General features: G+C 30.9%; 17 protein-coding genes. 4 read left to right on the forward strand and 13 right to left on the reverse strand.

Annotation, left to right across the window (positions count from 1 at the left end):
- Positions 1 to 92: 92 nt before the first annotated feature.
- The 3 genes from CLOPA_RS15235 to CLOPA_RS15245 form a co-directional block, all read right to left on the reverse strand.
- Positions 93 to 302: a (2Fe-2S)-binding protein gene (locus CLOPA_RS15235; protein WP_015616325.1), complete on the reverse strand. Its 210-nt coding sequence runs from the start codon at positions 300 to 302 to the stop codon at positions 93 to 95.
- A 137-nt stretch (positions 303 to 439) separates the two neighbouring features.
- On the reverse strand, positions 440 to 2314 hold the full coding sequence (gene cooS / locus CLOPA_RS15240) for an anaerobic carbon-monoxide dehydrogenase catalytic subunit (protein ID WP_015616326.1): 1875 nt from the start codon (positions 2312 to 2314) through the stop codon (positions 440 to 442).
- 114 nt (positions 2315 to 2428) lie between these two features.
- Positions 2429 to 2842, reverse strand: coding sequence for an RrF2 family transcriptional regulator (locus tag CLOPA_RS15245; protein ID WP_015616327.1), 414 nt, complete (start codon positions 2840 to 2842; stop codon positions 2429 to 2431).
- A 441-nt stretch (positions 2843 to 3283) separates the two neighbouring features.
- Between CLOPA_RS15245 and CLOPA_RS15250 the strand changes: the two genes are divergently transcribed.
- From CLOPA_RS15250 to CLOPA_RS25190, 3 genes are read left to right on the forward strand one after another with little or no spacing between them, the layout of a single operon-like run.
- Positions 3284 to 6232: a vitamin B12-dependent ribonucleotide reductase gene (locus CLOPA_RS15250; RefSeq protein WP_015616328.1), complete on the forward strand. Its 2949-nt coding sequence runs from the start codon at positions 3284 to 3286 to the stop codon at positions 6230 to 6232.
- 17 nt (positions 6233 to 6249) lie between these two features.
- The gene (locus tag CLOPA_RS15255) at positions 6250 to 6459 is read left to right on the forward strand and encodes a hypothetical protein (protein WP_155241924.1); all 210 of its coding nucleotides are present in this window, start codon (positions 6250 to 6252) and stop codon (positions 6457 to 6459) included.
- A complete protein-coding gene (locus tag CLOPA_RS25190; protein WP_155241925.1) occupies positions 6450 to 6614 on the forward strand; it encodes a hypothetical protein in 165 nt (54 codons plus the stop codon). Before CLOPA_RS15255 ends, CLOPA_RS25190 begins: the two co-directional genes overlap by 10 nt.
- Positions 6615 to 7083: 469 nt before the next feature.
- Here CLOPA_RS25190 and CLOPA_RS15260 read toward each other — a convergent pair whose 3' ends face one another.
- The 6 genes from CLOPA_RS15260 to CLOPA_RS15285 form a co-directional block, all read right to left on the reverse strand.
- Positions 7084 to 8052 carry an MFS transporter gene (locus CLOPA_RS15260; RefSeq protein ID WP_080648328.1) on the reverse strand — a complete coding sequence of 323 codons (969 nt, stop codon included), beginning with the start codon at positions 8050 to 8052 and terminating at the stop codon, positions 7084 to 7086.
- Positions 8004 to 8444, reverse strand: coding sequence for a GNAT family N-acetyltransferase (locus tag CLOPA_RS15265; RefSeq protein ID WP_015616329.1), 441 nt, complete (start codon positions 8442 to 8444; stop codon positions 8004 to 8006). The genes CLOPA_RS15260 and CLOPA_RS15265 overlap by 49 nt, the downstream gene beginning before the upstream one ends.
- 57 nt (positions 8445 to 8501) lie before the next feature.
- On the reverse strand, positions 8502 to 9566 hold the full coding sequence (locus tag CLOPA_RS15270; protein ID WP_015616330.1) for a nitroreductase: 1065 nt from the start codon (positions 9564 to 9566) through the stop codon (positions 8502 to 8504).
- A gap of 116 nt (positions 9567 to 9682) precedes the next feature.
- Positions 9683 to 10846: an MFS transporter gene (locus tag CLOPA_RS15275; protein WP_015616331.1), complete on the reverse strand. Its 1164-nt coding sequence runs from the start codon at positions 10844 to 10846 to the stop codon at positions 9683 to 9685.
- A gap of 127 nt (positions 10847 to 10973) precedes the next feature.
- Entirely contained in the window at positions 10974 to 11375 is a 402-nt protein-coding gene (locus CLOPA_RS15280) for an FMN-binding protein (protein WP_015616332.1), read from the reverse strand.
- Positions 11376 to 11772: 397 nt separating this feature from the next.
- Positions 11773 to 12039 (reverse strand): hypothetical protein, encoded by a 267-nt coding sequence (locus tag CLOPA_RS15285; RefSeq protein WP_207637885.1) that lies wholly within the window; start codon positions 12037 to 12039, stop codon positions 11773 to 11775.
- Positions 12040 to 12089: 50 nt separating this feature from the next.
- On the opposite strand from CLOPA_RS15285, the gene CLOPA_RS15290 reads away from it, so the two are divergent.
- On the forward strand, positions 12090 to 12617 hold the full coding sequence (locus tag CLOPA_RS15290; RefSeq protein WP_015616333.1) for a superoxide dismutase family protein: 528 nt from the start codon (positions 12090 to 12092) through the stop codon (positions 12615 to 12617).
- A gap of 200 nt (positions 12618 to 12817) precedes the next feature.
- Here CLOPA_RS15290 and CLOPA_RS15295 read toward each other — a convergent pair whose 3' ends face one another.
- The 4 genes from CLOPA_RS15295 to CLOPA_RS15310 form a co-directional block, all read right to left on the reverse strand.
- Positions 12818 to 13189: an amino acid permease gene (locus CLOPA_RS15295; RefSeq protein WP_015616334.1), complete on the reverse strand. Its 372-nt coding sequence runs from the start codon at positions 13187 to 13189 to the stop codon at positions 12818 to 12820.
- Positions 13190 to 13282: 93 nt separating this feature from the next.
- On the reverse strand, positions 13283 to 14974 hold the full coding sequence (gene argS, locus CLOPA_RS15300; RefSeq protein WP_015616335.1) for an arginine--tRNA ligase: 1692 nt from the start codon (positions 14972 to 14974) through the stop codon (positions 13283 to 13285).
- A 507-nt stretch (positions 14975 to 15481) separates the two neighbouring features.
- Positions 15482 to 17590, reverse strand: a complete 2109-nt coding sequence (locus CLOPA_RS15305; RefSeq protein ID WP_015616336.1) for an RNA degradosome polyphosphate kinase — start codon at positions 17588 to 17590, stop codon at positions 15482 to 15484.
- A 64-nt stretch (positions 17591 to 17654) separates the two neighbouring features.
- Entirely contained in the window at positions 17655 to 19193 is a 1539-nt protein-coding gene (locus CLOPA_RS15310; RefSeq protein ID WP_015616337.1) for an HD domain-containing protein, read from the reverse strand.
- Between the last annotated feature and the right edge of the window lie 138 nt (positions 19194 to 19331).

The raw sequence follows: 19331 nt of genomic DNA on the forward strand, positions 1-19331 counted from the left end.
AATTTAATGTACTAAAAAGGATATTTTAAATTATTATCCTTCACAAAGCAATACTGAAATCAATAATTTAAAATATCCCTAAACATTACATCTTATTCTTTACTATCCAAAAGAATTTGTATTCTTGGGGTACATCTTCTCCCCTTACAGCCACCAGAACCTGCCCCTGTTAATTTTTGTACTTCTTCTACAGTTTTAGCTCCATTCCTAATGGCTTTTTTTATAACAGCTCTAGGTATACTCTTGCAAATACAAGTCTTAGTGAGTTTATCCATGATCTCCTTACTTGCATTATTTTCCACAAACTGTCACCTCCCATATGACAGATAAACCTTAAGTCATTTTAGATATTACATTGAAATTTAATTTTAAACTTTTCGATTGTTACTAAATAATACCTAAAATAGTTTATCTATATACTATTATACCATAATTGAAATTAAATATTTAAACTTTTTCTTCTCTCTTCTATAATAGCTTCCAGTTCATCAGCCGCCTTAATAACATCCTCTTGAACTATTAGCCTTCCGCCAGTAATATTAACTAAATCCTCTTTAAGAACTTTTGTAACTGTAGCACTTCCATCTATAAATGGAGAAATTGCTACGTGAAGTGGAAGACCTAAAGTTAAACCAAAGGCTGCATCTGCTAAAGCCTGCTCTTCAAGCCATTGTGGTGCTGAAAGTACCAATGGAAGCTGTGGTATATCAATATTTAATGCTTTTGCAAGTTCTACAGCTACCATCTCAAGTCTACCTATGGCAAGACAAGGACCAAAATTAAGTACAGGTGGAATTCCGAGTGCCTTGCATACTTCCTTAAGACTATCTCCTGCAAGTTCTGCCGCCTTTGGTGACATAAGTCCCACATTTTCAAGTCCACCAGAAGAACAACCAGCAGATAAAACTACAATATTTCTCTTTATTAACTCTTTAGTAAGTTCTACAGTGAATACATCATGCCCTTTCGCAGTAAGATTTGAACATCCTACAACTCCTGCTACACCCTTTATTTTACCCTCTGCTATAAGTTTTATAAGTGGTTCAAAGGTTCCACCTAAAAATTCTTTTAAAGATCCTTCACTTACTCCTGTAATTACATCATCATGACCATGATCCTTTGGAATATCTATGTTTATTGATCCTCTTCTCTCTTTATAGCTATTCAATGCCTCTTCTATTAATGTGTCACTTATGTTTTCTGCATCATTTATACTAAATGGAATGTAATCTGCATTTTTCTTTTTAGCCACATCATCTATGCATATACTTTTAACTTTATATTTTTCGGCAACATCTTCAAGACCTGGTATAGTACAGTTAAATTCAGAAACTAAAAGATCAATTCCACCAGTAGCAATTACTGCTTCACTTGTATAGTTATTTCCTGCATGTCCTGAGAATACCTCTGAATAGTGTTCTCCTCTTAATTGTAAATCCTGTCCAACACAGGTACATCCAACTAATCTAAAGCCCTTTGCCCCTACTGCTTCAGCTTTCTTTTTCACATCTTCATCTATAAGCCTGTCTTGAAGATGAGCAATATCTGAATGCTGATGGCCTGTTACCATAATGTTTATATAATCTTCATCTATAACCCTGAAGCCAACTTTTGCTGCTCTTATCTTTGGAGCACCAAGAATTACATCATTTAATAAATTCGTAAGCATAAGTCCATAAATACCTGTGGATACTCCTAGTGTTAAAGCATTTAAAAGCATATCTACAGGATCACTGTTAAGATTTGTTGAAGTTTTGACTACTGCATCAAATACTTCTGACTTTGCTCCACCTGGTAATATTCCATTCTTTTCCCAATTTTCAATTCTTGGTCCATAGGCAAGTTTTTTAACAAGCTCCATCTTTTGAAATTTAGGTTTATATAAATCACTTAATACTGTTTCGGCAACCTTTATAGCCTTTTTATTTAAATCATCTTCTTCAATGCCAAAAGCTTCTGCTAATTGATTTAGAGTTTCAGGACTCTTTATTTTTAAATCGCCTTTGCCTTTAGCTATATTCAATAAATTCCAAGCGGTATTTTCAACTACATGGACATAGCAACCTGAACCAGCTGCAACAGCTCTTAAGAAATTTCTTACAACTATTGTATCAGCATCGGCTCCACAGACACCTCTAGGTGATTTAGGCGTTATTCTACATGGACCATTTGAACACAATTTGCAGCAAACGCCATCTGTACCAAACTTACACTTATTTTTTTGCTGTTCCACTCTGTTAAAGGATGTTTCCAAATCCTCCTTAGACTCTAAAAATTCACACAACTTACAATCTGCTGATTTACATATTGACATTCTAATTCCTCCTCAAAACCCAAAAATTATTTTTATATTTTATATTTATTTTATAATTATCAAAGTATACCTATTTAGTATACTTTTGTGTAAAACAAAACTTATGCTTGCAAATTACCATTTATTTCTTTTCAAATCTTCAAAATTTATTTTCTCTAATTCACTAATCATTTTTGATTGCACATCATATAGTGCTGCATGAATTGCACAATTGTCACCCTTACCTGCGGAACAGGTATCTTTATCATATAGACATCTATTTATAGTTATAGGCCCTTCAATAGCTTCTATAATATCTTTCAAATTTATGTCTATAGGTGCTTTTGCAAGTGCATATCCACCATTTACCCCTCTATAGGATTTGATTATTCCAGCTTTGGTAAGTTTCCTTAACAGCTTTAATAAAAATCTTAAGGGTACATTTCCAAGTTCACATATAGTTCTTGCATCTAAAATATCTTTTTCTAAATTCTTTGCCAGTATGAGTACTGCCCTTATTGCATAATCACTTTCTTGAGTGATATTCATTTTTCACACCTACTTTTAAAAGTATACCTGTTTAGTACACTTTTAATGATATATAATTTCATTTCATTTGTCAATGGTTTTATGTAAATTATTCCTTGTCTATTAATATTAATTATTAACAATTAATCATTATAATGCATTATAATAGAGATAATTAAATTTTTTGACTAAAATTGAATTACTCTGTATTTGAAATTTATTTAAAATAATAATATAATATACCACATGTGGTGTTATGTTTATGCATACAATACTATATATAGAATTCTGGCAATTAGAAATAAGTAATAATTAAGGGATAAACCGTATATTATATATAATCTATCATAATATATTTTCATGGTGGTATTGGTATCATGGATTTTATAACTGTTACATTATCGAGATATACTGGCATATTTGCTAATTATTCCTTTAATATGCCTTAAATGGAGGAAATACATGAACAGCATAAAAAGTATAATTAAGAGAGTTTACACTAAAGAACTGGATATACATAAAGATAAAAGTGTATATGATTTATTTCAATGGAAAAAAGTAGATGTTTTTATGAAGGACTATAAAACAGGCAAGATTTTAGTTGATATGAAAAATCTTGAATTTCCAATTAATTATTCTCAAAATTCCTGTGACATAATAGCATCTAAATATTTTAGAAAAGCAGGAATTCCAAAAGCTCCCCATTATGAAAATAGTCTTAAAATGATTGCCCACAGATTAGTAAATTTTTGGTGCAAAGCTTTAAAAGATGAAGGATTAATAGAAACGGAAGAAGAAGAAAACATTTTCTATGACGAAATGGTCTATGCCTTTTTAAATCAAATGTTTGCCCCAAATTCACCTCAATGGTTTAATACGGGCCTTGCCCTTTCCTATAATATTAAGGGTCAAAAACAGGAAAATTATTATTATGATGAAAAATCCAAAAAAATTGCTGCAGCAGAAGATAACTATACAAGAACTCAAGCCTCGGCTTGTTTTATAATTTCTATAGCTGATAAACTTCTAGGCTCCCATTCCATATCTGATCAATACGTTACAGAGACAAAATTATTTAAGGGCGGCTCTGGTACTGGAACAAATTTTTCTACCATAAGGGCAAAAGGTGAAAGATTATCTGGAGGTGGTGTTTCTTCTGGTCTTATGAGTTTTTTAAGGGGATTAGATAGAAATGCTGGCGCTATAAAATCCGGCGGAACTACAAGAAGAGCTGCAAAAATGCTATGCCTTAATATTGATCACCCTGAAATATTCGACTTTATTAGCTGGAAAGCAAAAGAAGAAGATAAAGTTAGAGCTCTTGGTAAAATGGGATATGATATGAGTTTTGAGGGTGAGGCTTATGAAACTGTATCAGGTCAAAATGGAAATAACTCCGTACTATTTTCAGATGAATTTATGAATAAAGTTAAAAATCTGAGTAAAAATCCTGATGAAACAATAGAATTAACAGGCAGAACTGATGATTCTGTAAATACAACTGTTAAGGTGCAAAATTTATGGAATATATTTAATGAATCTGCTTGGAAATGTGCTGATCCTGCTCCACTTTTCGGCGATAGGTTAAATGCCTGGCATACCTGTCCTGCTGGTGAAGACGGTGTATATAATGCGCCTTATAACAGAATTAACTCAACAAATCCTTGTGGAGAATATGCCTTTTTAGATGATACTTCCTGTAACCTTGCATCTATCAATATATTTAAATTTTATGATACTGATAAAAAATTCATTGATTTAGAGGGTTATGTTCACGTAATAGGTTTAGTCCAGCTTGTATTGGAAGCTTCTATTCATTGGGGGCAATTTCCTACAGAAGATGTAGCTAAAAAAACTTATATGTTTAGAACTACAGGCCTTGGTATTTCCAATTTAGCATCCTTACTTATGGTTAAAGGCTATCCCTATGATTCTGATAAAGCCAGAACTTTGGCAGCATCTTTAACTGGAATACTTACTGCTCACTCTTATTACGTTTCTTCATTGATGGCTGCTAAAATTGGATGCTTTCAGAAATATGAAATAAATAAGACCTATATGAAAAGAGTTATAAGGAATCATGCAAGATCAGCCGGCTTATTAGATACTGATTACGAAAATCTTAACTACAATCCAGTTAGGATAAATCATAAATTATTGCTTGATGAAAATCTGGAGGATATAAGTCATCTGCTAAAAGAAAGCTTTAAAAAAGCTATTGAATATGGAGAAGAATTTGGATATAGAAATGCTCAGGTTTCAGTAATTGCCCCAACTGGTACTATTTCCTTTGCCATGGATTGTGGTTCTACCTCCATAGAACCCTTCTTTAGCCACGTTATTTATAAAAAGCTATCTGGCGGGGGCTATATGACCATAATAAATCCTGTAATAAAAACTTCACTTAAAAATTTAGGCTATGTCGAAAATGAAATACAAGATATAATGGACTATATCTTAAGAACGGAAACTGTTAAAGACGGAGATCTTCAATATGAAAAACTAGCAGACGGCAAAATAGAAGGTGCTCCACATTTAAAAAGAGAGCATCTGGCTATATTTGACTGTGCTAATAAATGTGGTAGTGGTAAAAGATATATTTCACCTATGGGGCATGTGCTTATGGTAGCCTCAATTATTCCTTTAATTTCCGGCTCTATTTCTAAAACAGTTAATCTTCCTAATGATGCTACTGTTGAAGACTTTAAAAATGTGGTTCTTAAATCCTGGGAACTTGGTATCAAGGGAATAACTCTTTATAGAGATTCCTCTAAAGCAAGTCAACCATTAAATACAAGTTTAGATGAAAATAATAATTTAGATTTAGAAAACATGACTTACAATGCTCTTATGAATAAAGTTAAATCTTTACAGACTAAAAATACATCTTCAAAAGCTAATCGTGTTAAACCTGTTGGAATAAGATATGGAACCACTCATCCAGCTCAAATAGCTGATGTTAAAATTTATACTACAGTTAATAGAAACGAGAATGGAGAAATATGTGAAATCTATATAACAACAGATAGAGAAGGAACTATTATTACAGGACTTTTAAACTCTCTATCTAAATCAATTTCGGTTATGCTTCAATATCATGTTCCTCCAAAAGATATATCGAGAATGCTTAGGGGGCAAAAATATGAGCCTTATGGTTTTGTACAAAAGCACCCATATATAAAATATGTTACATCTATTTCTGACCTTATAAGTAAAGTAATTGATATAGAACTCAACGATTTTTCCAGCTGTCAAGTAGCCCCTGACCAGTATGAAGCAGCAGACAAAAATGAAGCTAATTTAGAAAGAGTTTACGACGCCACTTGCCCTAACTGTTCTTCTACAAGAATGGCAAGAAACGGCACATGTATGGTTTGTATGGATTGTGGAACCACCACAGGTTGCAGCTAACATTTCAATTAACCATTATGGATAAATGTAGAAATACAAATAAGTTGTGTTCTATAAATAGTAGGAAGTATATAAAGGCAATAATATTGGCTACCATTGATATAAGCAGAAAGTATTATGGATTTCAGGATGAATTGATTGCATTGAGGCACACTGATAAAGATATAAAACTTCAAAATGAAATAAGTCATAGCATATTATTTCAAAGATCAAGGAAATGCTTGTAAGAATAAATGCAAAGAACGAAAATCTAGATATAACTGCATTTCTTTTCTTTTGTCTTGTAGATAATTTCAGCTATAGTGTTGTACATCAAACTGATATTGATGCTTCAGTAGAACAGTATGTCGAGATGATACTTAGATATATCAAGTTGAATTGATTTTCAAAAAACATTGAGCTATTATTTTTTTAATGTCTCAAATGAAACGTGTTTGTAACTAGGGATAGCTAATTTCGAGCTTTTCCCAAAGAATATTATTATTTAATTTTACATTCACATACATTTTAAAGTGGATAGATTGATTAATTTCTATCCATTTTTTATCTTAGCGTGGGTTTTGTGGAAATGTTGGAGATACCCATATAATAAAAAATCGCTCTGAAAACACTATTTTCGAGTATCCTACAGCTTTACTTATGTTTCTCAGTTATATTATTCACCATAACTATTATAACGTAGACTTCCATTTAAATCTTTTATATGCAATATAGTAATTTTGCATCTCTCCCAAATTACTATATTGCATTAATTGATTTTCTCTGCTTTTGACAACAGCAGCTTTTTTAATATACCAACAGAATCATCCAAATCGTCAATTCTTTTCTGTTTCTTCTATCAATCAAAAACTTTAGCTCATGCTACTGTCAACACTTGCAGCGCTGCTTACAGAATCTTTTCTTTTAGAGTAAGTATATAATCCAAACATAAGCAGACTTGAAATGCATGAAAGTACAAAGGTTAATGGCCATACCATATCAATACTCATCATGCTTATATATTTGCCCATAAGTGAAGTTCCAAGAGTTGAACCTAATGCCCAGCTTAAACTGCCTACAGCACTAAATCTTGCTCTGAAATTTGCAGGGCTGTTATTTGCTACATAGGTTCCAAAGTTTGTTACAATCAGAATTTCTCCAATTGTCCATAACACTGTTGATACAACGAAGAGGGGAAAAGATTTTACTATTCCTATCATTCCAAAGCCAACAGCATAGAGTATTCCTGCTATTATTACATTAGATAATGCATGTAGTTTTTTAGTAATATTGCTGATTATCACAGTGAGGGTTATTACTGTCAGAGCGTTAACACTCATTAATAGACCAAACAACTGTGCGCCTCTGTCCATATATAGCTTGTTTAGCATCAATGGCATAGAAAAAATGTGTTGAGTATATACAGCACTGTAAATTATATATATAAGCAAAAAAGCAATAATTTCAGGTCTTTGTAAAAGAACCTGAAGAATATTCTCGGACTCTTTTTTTTCTGCTAAAGCCTCCACTTTATTAATATTTTTAAGATTGGTTTCCTTAATGTTTATTACCACAAGCGACACGGCTATAAATGATGTTATGGCATCTCCTAGAAACAATATTGGAAGATAATTTTTAAATAAAAATCCAGCTACAATTGGCCCCAAGGACACTCCCAGGTTAATTCCAAGATACTGAAGTGAAAAGCCAAGCTTCCTTTTGTCCGGGGGTAATATATCCGTTATTATTGCGCTTATAGGAGGTCTCACTGCCCCATTGAAAAAGGTTGAAGTTAAAGTAACTTTTTCATAGCTATATGCAAAATTCCAGCATCTAGAAATGGATTTCTATCCAAACTGAAATATCCACATTTTTCATAGAATCTTTTTGCCTGCATTTGAGCTTCAACATAAACATATGAATACCCCTTTTCCTTTGAATAGTTTTCTAAAAATATCAACATTTTTTCTCCTACACTTTTTCCTCTGTAATTTTTACTTACAGCTACTCTATTTAATTGAACAGTATCCTTTGATATGTATTTCAACCTGCTCGTTCCAATAGGTAAGTTATCTTCATAAGTAAGAATATGAATACTTTTGTTAGAATCTATTATGTCAAATTCATCCTTGTCTAGCTCTGATGGAACCCCTTGTTCTACTGAAAAAACATCATTTCTTATTTTGTAGCATTCTGCTAACATATCATAATTATCAACAATTTTAATCTCCATAAATCTCACTCCCTGTTTATATCTCACATATCATCAACTTTTAATATAATATTCATGTTATTTATAATTTGAATCTAATATAACAATGTCATCAATGCTCCTTCTTAAGCTCACTGGATCTCCATATTTTTTTACATAGCCTGTTCTCATAATCATCTGAATTGGCCTATCTATATTTAATTTTCTATTTATATCTTCTTTCCAGGGCTTCTCTTCAATAATCTGGCACATGGGATGCAATGCAACCTTAAGCTCTATACCCTTTAACCATAACCTCTCCATATTTCTTCCTCCATTAATCAGACCTTCTGGAGAATTATCAGTACTTGTTACAATAAAAAATCCTGAACAATTATTCACTTGACTTTTGACTTTATTAACAGTTAGCTTAATAAAACTATCTGAAGTTATTGATTTCTTTGTAGTAAAAGTATAGTAGAGCCACTTTTTTAATCCTGTGAGTCCAATCATTTCAGCTGTTATGCCATCCTTATTAGTATTTGCTTCTAGATTTGATAAACGCATATAACTCGCAAGCTCTTCCTGCTTTTTCTTGTCACTTGCTTGTTTTTTATTGGCTGCAATTAAATTTTGCTGAATGTACTGTCCATTTGCACTATTTACATCGAAGTAATATCCATTTTCTTCTTCAATTTCTGATATTAGCGAATCAACGTCTTTCTGATTAAGTTTTTTATTAAGATAAGCATCATTAATACTCAATCTATTTTCAATATTATAAGTTTTCTTATCTGAATTTTCACTGTTACTCAATTTTTCAAATCTGATTCTTACAGCATCTATATCATTGTAATTTTTTGAAAGTATATCAATCTTTGCAATAAGCTTGTATTTAGGCGCTGCTTGAGCAATATTTTCAATAAATCCACCTATAGCTATAAATGATTCTCTGTTAGTAGGGTCTAATGCTGGTAGTACATTATCTTTATCTATCATTACCATTATTTCATTATCTGAAATTACTTTAACCTTCCACATTTGTGCATTGTGGCTGCTTGGTGCCAGTGTTCCATAATAGATTATTTCTTTCATCTCCTGATGAATTGGAAGATTACTTAAAAGCTTATCTCTTTTTGGTGCATTTGCGTTTATTATAGACATGATTACTATTCCCCCTTATCATTACACCTTGTGTCTATTTCAAATACTAAAACTATTACATTTATAAATACTTTTTGGTTATATGCGATATTATTTATAATACTGTTGCAGCAAGGTTAAAAACATTTAAATACGAATTCATCAGTACCGTATTTTGTTTTTGAAAATAAATTATACAAAAGCGCTATTAAAAGTATCAAGCTTATACTAAACAAATAATTATTGCCAAGCCTATTCATAGCAATTGAAGATAATACTGGTCCAGCAGCACATCCAAAACTATAAAAAAAAGTAAAATTTGAGGCAGCAGATATAATTTCTTCATTATCTAAGCCCTGAACCCCCAGTGCCATGGAAATAGGATATATTGCACCTATACCTATTCCTGAAATAAATGAAAAAACCAATTTATACATTAATTCATCAAATACTATTATACCTATGAATGCTGATATTGAAATCAGTACACTTATTATCAAACCCTTTTCTCGTCCGATCCTATCCCCGATATAAGTGATTGGTATGGTTCCAACTATTCCTCCAATTACAAACATTCCTAAAGCATATCCCATTTGTGAAAGTGTAAATTTGTGTTGTAATAAAAATAAAGGATATATTGATGCAATAGTATTTTCTATAAATCCGTATGAAAATGCTCCTTGTAAAGATAATGATATTTTTTTAATTACATTATTATTTGAATTTGTTGATATTGTTAATTTTGTTTTTATTTTTAAATATAGAAGGAGTGCTGCTATAAGTAAAAATGAGGCACCTACTATAAAAGATAACCATATATCTTTTTCATATATTTTAGGTCCCCCAATTGTACCAAAAGCAAATCCAAAAGCAAAAAAAAGCGTATACACTCCACTTACAACTCCTCTGATAGAGTCATCAGTGAATCTATGAAGAGCTGTTTGAGTACCTACCAGATGAAAGCTTACGCCAAAACCCATTAATGCCATAAGAATAAACCATACTGCAGCGCTAGATACCATTGGAAATCCTAATGTACACAGGGCACTGACTAATAATCCTAATGAAATAAGCTTCTTTAAATCTCTATTTTTCAACTTTTTATTAATTAATATTGTTCCTAAAGCAATAGTAAAAAAATATACTGAAGAAATAACTCCGATTAAGACATCACTAACATGATTTCTTGACATGTGAGTAGAAGTAAGTGGAATTATAATACCAATGGCACTACTTATAAGAAATGCCATTAAATAGATTACCCACTTGTTCTTATTAAATAATTTAACTATTTCACTCAATTACATAACCTCCAGTAGATAAGACATCTGCATCAAATAAACCTTTTGATCTATTACTGTACCCATTCAAAAGCTTTCCATTTCAAAAACTTCGCTCATAAGTATTTTTTAATTATTGAAATTATCCTTATTTTCCTTTTTCTAAAGCATTTTCAATAGACTTTAAAATAACCTTACTACTGTTTGTTGCTCCAGAAACTGTATCTACCGCTAAAGATTGAGCTGCTAAAACCCTTTGTGGAATAACCTCTGCTCTTTGACCTCTTTCATTTTTATGACGTAATAATTTAATATCCGTTATTTTGTGATTATTAACTGCAACACTTACATCAGCTGCAATTATATATGCATCATAAGAACCTGAATAAGTACCGTCTGAAATTTTAGATAGATTAACATTGCCTATTGATATTGCTTTAATTGCGTTCTTATATTTTTGTAAATTGATAAGGTAATTTACTCCTAAAAATATTCCTGCAACAATACACAAGCTTACTAAAATTAATACAATTTTTTTATTAATATTCATGTTATGTTCCTCCTCTATTTTGTAACTATATTATTATATCTAACAGTGTTATATTTTCTAATATCATTATATTGCATGGTTTTTAATAAATCAATAGCTTAAATAAATAATTTAATATTTGGTAGCTTTTATTATTAAGCTGTAAATGAAAAAACTTGTACAATTTGTAGACTCAATTAATAACATAGACTGTTTTCTTTAGACAAGCACTAACGAAAGAAGAGAATTTTAACATGCTAATAATACTGTTGATATTAATTCCTCGCTAAATGATAACTAAAACAAATTAATCTTAAACCTTTAATATAAATACTATTATTATATATTGTTGGCAATTTTTATCCTTCCACTTTTTTTAAGCAAAGGGATCCGCTTAATATTTATTTTACTTATAGCATCACTTGCTTATCAAAGAATTGATCATATTTTCTATTAAACATTTTTTATCCTTCCATGGAAATTCATCATGTCCTATAAACAATGAAGTTAAACCATGTATTCCTGCCCGTAAGCATTGACCTATTACTTCAGCATCCTTATCTTGAAAATAGCCTTGTTCTTTACATTCTATTATCGTTGATAAAATTAATTCATAGGTTTTAAGACCTGAAGATTGTGGTTCATGGTAAACTAAATCTTTTTCATATCTTAATGCATTACTCATATAAGCAAGTTCATATAATATACAGTAAACTTTTTATTGGAGGAATATATATGTATAGTAACTACAACGAGTACTACTATAATAATATTTATTATGATAACTTTACAAGAGCTTCAGTACCAACATATGCTATTGCCTATATTAATGGTGGTACCAAATATCCTAACATAACTGGTACAGTATTTTTTAAAGATGTTCCTGCCGGCTGTGAGGTATATGTTAATATAAAGAATTTACCGCCTTACAAAGCAGCAGAAGGCAATAGCCCCCAAATAGGTCCCTTTGGTTTTCATATACATGAAAATAGCTGTGGAAATGCAGGCACAACAGAGAATCCCTTTCCACAAACAGGGCAGCATTGGAATCCCACAAATCAGCCACACGGAAACCATGCTGGAGACTTTCCTGTATTATTTTCCAACAATAATTCTATAACTAAAATGAGTTTTTTTACAAGTAAATTTAAAGTTAGAGATATTATTAATAGATCTGTAGTTATCCATGAAAGTCCAGATGATTACAGAACTCAACCTTCTGGTAATTCTGGCATAAAAATTGCCTGTGGAACTATAAAATAGATTAGTGTATAAAAGATATTATTATAAAAAATTTAAATTTATTAAGTATTTTAAAAAACACATTGATAATTGAAATTAAAAATAATAAAACACTATGAAAATCAACTAATAAAATTAATGTGAATCTCATAGTGTTTTTTAATTAGAAAATTTGATTATAAATCTTTCACCAAAAATACCTTTCAGGTAAGGCCTATTGGTTATTGATTGTTCTTACTTTTATCTTTTACCCTATTAGGTTTAGCTTTAGGCCTTATAACCACATCATCTTTTTTATTATATTTTGAATCTGTTCTTTTTTTTCCAAACCCCAAAAGATCGAAAAAAGTAAACAATGCTATAACAAACAATCCCATACAAATGTAGTATTGCCAGCTTGTTTCACCAAATTTATTCATCGCATATGCATTTAGTGCTCCTAACAATATAGTAATCACCAACACTACCCATTTTGCCCATTTTACTGCTCTTATCTTATCAAATACAAATACTTTGAGCATATTGTAGGCCGCCAGTAATATGACTATTAATATGATAACCGGAATCATTGTGTTCCAAGAAAAACCTTTCATTTCCATACCTCCCTGTAAACTTTTAATATGTAGACTTATTTATAGCTTTATGCATTTCTAAAATAAAATCTTTGATATAATTATACTATAATTCTACATACTTTCCACTGTATTTATTCCCAATAAATACAGACCATTTTTTATTACCTGGGAAGTTGCTTCTACAAGCTTTAATCTTGCATTTTTAATTTTATCATCTTCTACAGTTGCTATCTTGTGAAGATTGTAAAATTTATTAAATGCCTTTGCAATGTCTATAATATGTCTTGTTAAAATTGAAGGCTCCAATTTGTCTATGGCATCAAAAATAGACTTTTGAAAGCTTTCTAAATACTTTATAAGCTCAAATTCTTCGGAAGTATTTAGCTTACAATAGTCTATTTCACCCTCAGCAGTTCCCAGTTTTCTCAATATGCTTTTTGCTCTTGCATAAGTATACTGAATATAAGGGCCAGTTTCACCATCAAAACTGAGCATTTCTTTCCAGTCAAAAACTATATCTTTTTCTCTGCCATTTTTAAGATAGGTAAATATCATTGCTCCTACTCCAACCTTCTTAGCAACTTCATCTTTATCCTTAAGTTCAGGATTTTTTTCATTTATAATCTCTAAGGTTTTTGATATGGATTCATTTAACAAGTCTTCTAAGAAAATTACCTCACCTTTTCTAGTGGATAGCTTTTTATCGGCAAATTTTACAAGCCCAAAACTTACATGATTACAATTTTTTGCCCAATCATAACCCATAAGCTCTAATGTCTTAAACACTTGTTTAAAATGAAGCTTTTGTTCCCCTCCAACTACATAAATACTCTTATAAAAATTATAAGTATTTTTTCTATATTCTGCTGCGGCTAAATCACGAGTAGCATAAATTGTAGCCCCATCTGACTTTTTAATTATACACGGAGGCATATTAAATTCATCCAGCATTACAACCTTTGCCCCATTACTATCTACAAGTAATCCCTTTTTATCTATTTCCTCTACTACAGCATCCATTTTATCATTATAAAAACTTTCCCCTGCATAGGAATCAAATTTTACATTTAATAAATCATATACATTCTGGAATTCTTTAAGACTGAGTTCCCTGAATTTTTCCCAAAGCTCAGTTTCCTCTTTTTCTCCATCTTCTAATTTCTTAAAATACATCCTCGCCTCATCCTCAAGACTTGAATCCTTATCTGCTTCTTCATGGAACTTAACATATATTCTTAAGAGTTCTTTTATTGGCTCTTTTTCTAGTTGCTCTTTATTGCACCATCTTTTATAGGCACAGATTAATTTACCAAACTGAGTTCCCCAATCTCCAAGATGATTTATTCCTATACATTTATAACCCTCAAAGGATAAAATTCTATATAATGAATTTCCTATGGCCGTGCTAAAAAGATGACCTACATGAAAAGGCTTTGCAATATTGGGTGAAGAAAAATCTATAGTAATATTTTTATCCTTTCCAATTTGGGAAGCACCATAGGAATCTTTTTCAGCTAATATTTTTTCAATTGTATTTTTTGTGAAAACTCCCTTGTCAACAAAGAAATTTAAATATGGTCCTAGATTTTCTATCTTTTCAAAGCCTTCCCTATCTATATTTCTTGCAATATCTTCTGCAATCATATTTGGTGCTTTTCTCAAAGTTTTTGCCAGAGAAAAACATGGAAAAGCGTAGTCTCCCATCTCAGATTTGGGTGGTATTTCTATTAATCTTTCAATAGTTTCTAATTCTAGTTCTACACTTTTTTTAATTTTTTCTGCAATTATTTTCTTATAATCCATAAGTACTCTCCTTTTTATCAATGAACCTTACTTACTGAAAATTTGTAACCTCATTAAGTTTAGATGAATTATATCATCTTATAAATATTTATCAAAAAATAAAAACCGTCTATGCAAAAAATTGCAGAGACGGATAATCCGCGGTACCACTCTGATTGACATTGAACATCTACATAAATAACACTACCAAGTATGCCAGCTGTGATTTATTTGATGATTCCTCAGTCCACTCAATGCTATAACGCAGCATAAACGACTTTCATCAAGAAAAATATATTTCCCTTTGAAGCTTTTCCAAGGTTCTTTTCACATGGACATTTATACCCATAAGCACACTAAATTAATATATGCTTTAATAAAAAACCACTGAACTCCCACTATCTTCAGCTCGCTAAAAATTTTCTATTAGCTACTCTCCTCTTCAACAAATCCTACTTATATAATAGTTTATACTAAATTATAGTATTTAAACTATATTTATGTCAATATAAATTTACTTATTAAAATTTATATTTTAAATGATGTTACAGGGGTAAATTTTTGCTGATTTTCTTGTTTTTTTGCTTTTTTAACTTGCTTTATAGCTTTCTTTGAAAAATATTCCTGACTATTTATCATTTCATCTCCATCATTGCAAGTTACTCTAGAATAAGTTCCATCACTATTTAAAATTCTTGCCTTTACATTATCAGATAAATAGACATTCAGAAACTGTTTTATCCTGTGTTTATTTTCCTCATCCTCTATTGGAAATAGTATTTCCACTCTTCTATCCAAATTTCTATTCATCCAATCTGCACTAGATAAGTATATTTCCTCATTTGAATCATTATAAAAATAAAAAATTCTACTATGTTCTAAAAATCTTCCCACTATACTTATTACAGTTATATTTTCACTTACACCCTTAAGTCCTGGTCTAAGGCAGCATATTCCCCTGACAATAAGCTGAATTTTAACTCCAGCCTTTGACGCATCATATAAAGCTTCTATTATTTGTTTATCTACAAGTGAATTAATTTTAGCTATAATATTGGCTTTTTTGCCACACTTAGCATTATCCTCTTCTCTCTTTATAAGAGAAATAAATTTTTTTCTGAGTCCCGAAGGTGCTATATACAGCTTATTCATTTCATTTATCATAGAATATCCTGAAAGCATATTAAACAAAGAAGATGCATCCTCACCTACATATGGATTAGAGGTAAACAATCCAATATCAGTATAAAAATTAGCAGTTACATCATTATAATTACCTGTTCCCATATGTACATATCTTTTGATTCCATCATCTTCATTTCTAACTATTAAAAGAATTTTCCCATGAGTTTTCAGTCCCACCAAGCCATATATAACATGGCAACCCGCCTTTTCAAGGCGTCTTGCCCATATTATATTGTTTTCTTCATCAAATCTGGCTTTTAATTCCACTAATACCGTTACTTGTTTTCCATTTTCTGCCGCCTCCATTAGTGCTTTTACTATAGGAGAATTTCCGCTTACTCTATAAAGTGTCTGTTTTATAGCTAACACCTTAGGATCTCTAGCTGCCATCTTAACTAAATCCACAACACATTGAAAGGTCTGATAAGGATGATGTACTAAAATGTCATTTTTTGATATGGCATCAAATATATTTTCTTGTACAATAAATTCCGGTACAGGTACAGAATTAAAATTAGGATATTTTAAATTATCATAACCTTCAATAGAACCTAGTTTAGATAAAAATGTAATATCAATTGGACCTTTTATATCGTATATTTCCCCGAATGAAGCCTCTAGCTCCTCATTTAAAAGTTCAATAAGCCTGTCATCCATATCATGCTCTATCTCTATACGAATAGCTTCTCCCCATTTTCTATTCTTTACAGACTGCTGAATAGCTTCTAGCAAATCTTCTGCTCCTTCCTCATCAATACTGAGGTCTGCATTTCTTGTAATTCTATAGCACCCCATGGCTTTTATATTGTGGCCTATAAAAATATCATTTATGTGCATTTTTATAATGTCTTCAAGAAGAATAAAACATTTATCATCATTGTACTTAGGCAATTCCACTATTCTTCCAAGTACAGATGGAACCTGCACTGTGGCAAAAATATTCTCTTCCTCCTCCTTACCATCAATAAAAAGTGCTATATTTAAACTCTTATTGAGGATAAGTGGAAAAGGTCTGCTGTTATCCACCACCATCGGAGTAAGAACTGGATATATCTTTGAGTGAAAATAAACATTTATAAATTCTCTCTGATCATCACTTACATCCCCAGGTTTTAATATAACAATATGCTCATTTTTTAGTTCACTCTTAAGATTTTTATATATATCATATTGTTCATATACCATCTTATGAACCTTTTCAGTTATTTTTTTAACCTGCTCACTGGAACTAAGTCCCGCAAAATCCACTTTATTAAAATTTGCCTGTACCTGTTCTATTAGTGAAGCCACTCTTATCATAAAAAATTCATCTAAATTTGAGTTTACAATTGACAAAAATTTAAGTCTCTCCAGCAGGGGATTAGTTGTATCTGCCGCCTCTTCTAGAACTCTTTTATTAAATTCCAGCCAACTAAGTTCTCTGTTAATAAAGTTTTCATATTTATTATCCATAATACACCTTTCCTTTAGATATCTAAAATAAATAGCAAGTTTAAGATTCCTTATTCTAAAACTTTTAATTTTTGATCTTTATTATGGGCTTTACTCCCATTACTTCTTCAAAAAATTCCCCATTATTTTTAAAACTCCACATTTCAAGGGTACAATCCTTATAGGTATCCAAATCAAAATATACATTCCTGTCTTCTATGCTTATGTCTATATTATTATCAATTTTATTTTTCTTTGATATATTCAAAGCCTCTGCAAGTTTTAGAATGGCTGCCAGCTTGGATACAATTATTTTATCAGTAAAATTTAAAGATTTATAATTTTCATGAGAAAGTGAAGGCATCTCCTCACCATGATATCTTACCACATTTGCTACAACATTTAAATTTTTGTCAGACAATCCAAGTATTTCTTCATAGTAAATAATATTATAGCAATAAAAACCATCTTCATTTAAGTTTACATACTTTCCTACATCATGAAGTATGGCTGCTATTTCCAAAAATAGTCTTTCCCTATTACCTAATCTGTGAAATCTTTTGGTTTTATCAAATATTGCAAGAGATAAATCTTTTACTCTTTCTGAATGTTCTTTATCTATACCATATTTCTTCCCTATATACCAGACAGAGCTTATAATATCATGATCAAACATTCTTTTTTTGCTGGGATCAAGTTTTTTACTTAGCATATCTATTAACATTCCATGTCGTAGAGAAATTTTTGGTACATGTACGCCTTCAGCTAAAGTCATATTTAAAAATGTTTCCACAATTATTGTAGAAGGCAGTAGAAGCTTGGCTTCCTCTGTATTTATATCAAATTTTTCACATATCCTTTTTGTTGTCATATTTTTTATCTTATTCAAAAAATCTGAAAGAGACTCCCTTGAAATATATCTTTTTTCCCCGGCAGCATATATTTTCAAAAGAAATTTAAAGCTTCCACCTAGCCCCACAAAATTTTTAACTTTATAGCTTTCTAAATAATTTCTTAAGGTGTAAATTCTACTTTCTACAAATTCAGTCATGACTTCTGAAAAATTTAAAGTTTTACTTTCAAGTCCCCCCAAAATTTCTCTTAACCTAAGAGAACCTATCTTTATATATTCAGTAAATTTAAGACTTCCCTCATTGTATATGGAAACTTCAATACCGCCTGAACCTATATTAAGAATCATTGCACCTTCATTGTATATTTCATTTGAGTTTTCTATTTTGTCTCTTAAAGCTTTAAATACTAAAAATCTTTCCTGAGATGTGTTTATCACCTCAATTAGTATTCCCGTTCTCACTCTTATTTGTTCTAATACATACTCTCTATTTTCAGCTTCTCTTATACCGCTGGTAGAAACTGCCCAATAAAACTTAACACCATAGTCCTTCATGAGCTTTACAAAGCCATCCAATATTGAACAAGTCTCATAAATTGCTTCTACCCCTATTCTTCTCTTGGTAAAAGTATCTCTTCCTAAAGATGTATTTTTTTGCAAATCGTCTAATATATTAATACTACCATCACTATTAATTTCAGCTATTATCATTCTGAAAAAATTAGCCCCAAGATCTAAAGCTGCAACGGTTTCTCTATGAATATTTTCCATAGTTTTGCCCTCCCTAATTATACAAAACAACATAATTAATTTTATTGTTGAAATTTATAAATTACTCTATTATCATAAATTGATATCTTTCCAGTAAATAGGCAACTTACTATTAGTTTATCCTAGAAACTAATAAAA

Origin of the sequence: Clostridium pasteurianum BC1 (assembly GCF_000389635.1) — a bacterium.
GTDB classification, from domain to species: Bacteria; Bacillota; Clostridia; order Clostridiales; family Clostridiaceae; genus Clostridium_I; species Clostridium_I pasteurianum_A.